This is a genomic window from Labrys miyagiensis (assembly GCF_030160835.1).
In the GTDB taxonomy this organism is placed as follows: Bacteria; Pseudomonadota; Alphaproteobacteria; order Rhizobiales; family Labraceae; genus Labrys; species Labrys miyagiensis.
In genome coordinates, this window is record NZ_BSPC01000110.1 from 1 (window position 1) to 513 (window position 513).

Annotated in this window: 1 protein-coding gene; it reads right to left on the bottom strand. The window is 60.4% G+C overall.

Annotation, left to right across the window (positions count from 1 at the left end; genetic code table 11):
• On the bottom strand, nucleotides 1–458 hold a 458-nt coding region (locus QQL24_RS36365; RefSeq protein WP_284317210.1), incomplete at its 3' end, for a hypothetical protein.
• Nucleotides 459–513 lie beyond the last annotated feature (55 nt).

Sequence of the window (513 nt, forward strand, 5' to 3'; positions counted from 1 at the left end):
GCAGCCCATCGCGCTAGACCGAAGCTATCGGCAGCCGCGAGTTTGGCGCCACGCGCATGTTCCTGCCAAAACTGATCTGCGGCAGATTTGACTTCGGAAGGCATCTCTCCAAGCAACTCCGTTTCGGCAGCCGACACCGGAATGACTTTTCCAAGAGCATAACCAACGACAGCGGCAACGGCGCCGCCACCCCAGTAGCGTAAGGTTCGCCAGCTATCCGTTATGGACCTGTAGTGCGGCGCGCTCGGCTCCTCGTCACTCTCATTTGCGGGGTCGCCAAGCGGTTCTGCGGCCGTCGGCTGATCTGGAGGCCTTGATGTCACGCGTCCAAGGTCGAATGCGAGCAGTGCCCCGGCTCCGACCAACGTGGCCTTGCCTGAGTTTTTCTTCGCAACATTGAGAGCCTCGCTGGCCACCGTTGCCGCTTTCCCAGCCAGGCGATCAACTGCGGCGTTCACAATATTAGCCGGCCTTAGCCGATCAGCAAGTTCCGTGACTGAGGCAGAGAGCTGC